General features: G+C 39.3%; 4 protein-coding genes and 2 rRNA genes. All 6 read left to right on the top strand.

Translation table 11 applies throughout. The features are described from left to right. Positions 1-1,886: ribosomal RNA gene (locus tag LS69_RS09725) — 23S ribosomal RNA — on the top strand; the annotation flags it as partial. Between the two features lie 224 nt (positions 1,887-2,110). Beyond that, positions 2,111-2,226, top strand: a 5S ribosomal RNA gene (gene rrf, locus LS69_RS09720). Positions 2,227-2,638: 412 nt separating this feature from the next. Continuing rightward, complete coding sequence (locus LS69_RS11140) at positions 2,639-2,773, top strand: hypothetical protein (RefSeq protein WP_275050974.1); 135 nt, start codon at positions 2,639-2,641, stop codon at positions 2,771-2,773. Between the two features lie 88 nt (positions 2,774-2,861). Next, positions 2,862-3,158 carry a hypothetical protein gene (locus LS69_RS09715; protein ID WP_138124553.1) on the top strand — a complete coding sequence of 99 codons (297 nt, stop codon included), beginning with the start codon at positions 2,862-2,864 and terminating at the stop codon, positions 3,156-3,158. A gap of 357 nt (positions 3,159-3,515) precedes the next feature. Next, positions 3,516-4,262 carry a hypothetical protein gene (locus LS69_RS09710; protein WP_138124550.1) on the top strand — a complete coding sequence of 249 codons (747 nt, stop codon included), beginning with the start codon at positions 3,516-3,518 and terminating at the stop codon, positions 4,260-4,262. Further along, the coding region (locus tag LS69_RS10950) for a hypothetical protein (protein ID WP_238699297.1) at positions 4,250-4,503 on the top strand (254 nt) is incomplete at its 3' end. The genes LS69_RS09710 and LS69_RS10950, both read left to right, overlap by 13 nt.

Below are 4,503 nucleotides of genomic sequence, written 5' to 3'. Positions count from 1 at the left end.
AACAACCCAGACTACCAACTAAGGTCCCAAAGTTCTATTCTAAGTGGAAAAAGATGTGGAGTTACTCAGACAACCAGGAGGTTGGCTTAGAAGCAGCCATCCTTTAAAGATAGCGTAACAGCTCACTGGTCTAGTGATTCTGCGCTGAAAATATAACGGGGCTAAGATAGACACCGAAGTTGTAGATTGTGCTGATGCACAGTGGTAGAAGAGCGTTCGCATCTGCGTCGAAGCCATACCGGCAAGGAGTGGTGGAGCGATGCGAAGTGAGCATGCAGGAATGAGTAGCGATAAAAGTGGTGAGAATCCACTTCGCCGAAAATCTAAGGTTTCCTACGCTATGCTCGTCATCGTAGGGTTAGTCGGGTCCTAAGACAAGTCAGAAATGGGTAGTCGATGGAAAATTGGTTAATATTCCAATACCAATATTAGTGTGCGATGTGGGGACGCATAGGGTCGAGACAAGCTGACGGATAGAAGTGTCAGTCGAAAGGTGCAAGTTAGGAGATTGGTAAATCCGCTCCCGTATCCCAAACCCAACAGGCTCTTTGAAATCTTCGGATGGAAAGGAGAATTGTTCAGATCGTCGTGCCAAGAAAAGCCTCTAAGTTTAGCTAATATTGCCCGTACCGCAAACCGACACAGGTAGATGAGATGAGTATTCTAAGGCGCGTGAAAGAACTCTCTTTAAGGAACTCTGCAAACTAACACCGTAAGTTCGCGATAAGGTGTGCCACAGCAATGTGGTCTCAGCAAAGAGTCCCTCCCGACTGTTTACCAAAAACACAGCACTTTGCCAACTCGAAAGAGGAAGTATAAGGTGTGACGCCTGCCCGGTGCTCGAAGGTTAAGAGGATTAGTCAGCCGCAAGGTGAAGCTTTGAATTGAAGCCCGAGTAAACGGCGGCCGTAACTATAACGGTCCTAAGGTAGCGAAATTCCTTGTCGGTTAAATACCGACCTGCATGAATGGCGTAACGAGATGGGAGCTGTCTCAAAGAGTGATTCAGTGAAATTGTAGTGGAGGTGAAAATTCCTCCTACCCGCGGCAAGACGGAAAGACCCCGTGGACCTTTACTACAGCTTGGCACTGCCGATGGGAACATTATGCGCAGCATAGGTGGGAGGCTTTGAAATCTTTACTCCGGTAGAGATGGAGCCATCGTTGAGATACCACCCTTAATGTTTCTGTCTGCTAACTAGCTTGAGTTATCCTCAAGTAGGACAATGCCTGGTGGGTAGTTTGACTGGGGCGGTCGCCTCCTAAAAAGTAACGGAGGCTTGCAAAGGTTGGCTCAAAATGGTTGGAAATCATTTGTAGAGTGTAATGGCATAAGCCAGCCTGACTGTAAGACAAACAAGTCAAGCAGAGACGAAAGTCGGTCATAGTGATCCGGTGATTCTGTGTGGAAGGGTCATCGCTCAAAGGATAAAAGGTACCCCGGGGATAACAGGCTGATCTCCCCCAAGAGCTCACATCGACGGGGAGGTTTGGCACCTCGATGTCGGCTCATCGCATCCTGGGGCTGGAGCAGGTCCCAAGGGTATGGCTGTTCGCCATTTAAAGCGGTACGCGAGCTGGGTTCAGAACGTCGTGAGACAGTTCGGTCCCTATCTGCCGTGGGCGTAGGAAAGTTGAGGAGATCTGTCCCTAGTACGAGAGGACCGGGATGGACATGCCACTGGTGTAGCTGTTGTCCTGCTATGGGCATCGCAGCGTAGCTACGCATGGATGTGATAAACGCTGAAAGCATCTAAGCGTGAAGCCAACTCCAAGATGAACTTTCCCTGAAGGTCGCAGGAAGACTACCTGCTTGATAGGGTAGAGGTGTAAGCATAGTAATGTGTTTAGCTGACTACTACTAATAGACCGTTTGGCTTAATTGATTTTTTAAAGCCACTGCCTTAATGAGTGTAATCACTCTAAGCAAACTTGGTTTATGATTAAAGTTTTACTTACAAAAAGAATCTTATGATAAAAGATTTTTGGAATTTATAGGATTTAGAAGCTTTTTAAATATTGGTTTATTAGTTTTTATTGGATTATCCAAATAAGAAAGTGATTCCTAAGAATCTATAAGATACTTTTTCAAGGCTTTTTACATTGTCATCTTCGTGCTGATAGAGAAGAGGTCCCACCTAGCTCCATTCCGAACCTAGCAGTTAAGCTCTTCTTCGCTGATGATACTGCTCTTTGCAAGAGTGGTAAAGTAGGACGGTGCGGAGATGAGAGTGTAAAGAATGAGTTGTGATATTTCTTTTATTTTTTATTCCCTATACTTTATGATTCTTTTAAACTTTTTTCTTCTTTTTTGGAAAAATCTTTATCTATTCTTATTATTTTATCAGTGTTTGTTTTAGCTTTCATTTTTTCTTTAGCTCTCATTGATTAAATTCTGTTTTTTGATTTGGAATCTCTTTAATTTTCTATTTTTTGTTGTCGTATAGGTAAAGATAGTTTTATAGGGTTTGATTTGAAAGTTAATTTAATGGGTCTATTTTGAGTTCTCTATTTGCCCAAATAAGCCAAATATTTCTCCTATTTTGGCTTTTCTTGTAGTTGTCTCGCTCTTTGAGAATTTAAAAAATGTCCATTTTCTACAAATAGAATCTTTACTTACAATGCAAAGCATTGCAAAGTGCAGAATCGCAAAAGTGCTAGCATTGAGCAAAGCGAAATGCGTTTTGCGATTCTAAGCGTTTTCACAAAAAGCATTTTTCTTTTTGCAAAATCAATTAACGAAAGCGTGGTTTGTAAAGAGGGCGGAGGGTGAATGGATTTCTAAGTCTTTAAGATTCTCGCGTTCTATGCTTTATTATCTGGTGTTATTGTGAGGAGTGAAGTGAGAGAATAGATGCAAATTGCTTTACAATTTGCCCACACTTGCAAATCCAAGTCAAAATGCAAAAAAAAAGGGGGGGGGGGGAGATTCTATTACTGCGTCATTGTGGGTGAGCAAAGCAAATGTGGTAATCTGTAATATAAAATCTCGCTCTTGGGTTTTATGTCTTTATGGTTTAATTGTTGTATTTTTTGGTTGTTTGGATTATGGATTGCCACGAGATTTTAAAGAATCTCTCGCAATGACATATGGAGATTCAAAGAGCAGACGAGTTGGAATCCTTAAACTATATTACATAGTGGATTTGCAAGTGTGAGCAAATTACTCACGCAATGTGCGCCACGAAGTTGTATTTAGCAACTTCTCCTAAAACTTTTCCAAACTTCAGCTAAATTCCTTCCCAACTCTTGCCCCCCCCCCCCCATTATTTGCTATAATATTGCTTTTGTTTTAAAATCTCTCAGAATATCTTTTAAGAGATTTTAATATATTTTATCAAGGATTCCATAATGAGATTCAATTTTATAAACTCATCTCTCTCTTAAATAGCTTTCTTTATTCTTTTTATCATCACTTTCTCTCTTTTATCTTAGGATTATTTTCTAAAACTTTTTCAATACAAACATTTTATTTTAAAATTTTCTAGCTTTTGTTCTTTCAAGGGAGAATCCCTATGAGTAAAGGTAGCAAGATTTATAAAAGATTTGGTTTAAAGTTTGCAATAGCTCATAGATCAAGAAAGATAAAAACAAGAATTAAAGAAAAACCTTTTGCCCAACAATTACAAATGTTTTTACTGATTTTAAAACTAAATCATTCAAAGAAGTTTAGAGTCTATAGTTTATTAAGAAAACAGAATTGCTTAATCACCTCCTTAAAGCATTTAGAATTTATTGCTTTATGCTTTAATGAGATTATACAATGGCTAGAATCTAAAGAGTTTCAAGAACAATACCTTGATACTAATCACCCTTATCCTCCTTTGCTTAATCCTAAGAGGTTAGTAAGGGATTCTCAAAATCCTTATGCGAATCTAAGCTATGAGAATATCTCTGCTGAACTTGCGTGGGAGATGAATCTGCCCTTGCCGCCATATTATGATTTAATATGGCTTAGACTTGATGGAAGTGGAAGTAGCGCATATGGGAGATTTATAAAGTTGTGTGGTATCAATAAAATCAATGCAGATGATGCGATTTTAAATAATAAAATCTTTCATTATTATCCTTGCTACCAACAACTTTTGGCACACAAAGATTCTTACAATCTCATTGCTATCCACGAATATTGGCACGAAAGCTATATGAAATTTTGCGCATTGATTGATAAAAATGTCCCCGCTATTTGCAATATACGAGACCAAATAGAGCGGCTTAAGCATGGGGTAAATCATCTCAATAGTTGGGAATGTGCTCCATAAATAAATTTTTTAATCTCACTTGCAAGTATGCTAATCTCTTTCCTATACTATCTTACGATGCTTGCACTCCGACTATTCCTCCCAAAAATTTTGATTCTGATGTTCCTTTACTAGATGCCCTTTATAACTATTCAAGCAAAGGTTGGAGAGGTGCAAGCATACAATTTTATAAGCGACTAGAATATCTTAAGAATCTTACACACATAGAATATATAGATATGAGTGAAATCTCTAAAGACAA

It is taken from the genome of Helicobacter sp. MIT 05-5294 (assembly GCF_000765675.1).
GTDB lineage: Bacteria > Campylobacterota > Campylobacteria > Campylobacterales > Helicobacteraceae > Helicobacter_D.
Note: the sequence above shows the minus strand (reverse complement) of the source record. Positions and strands in the feature narration are given on the sequence as shown.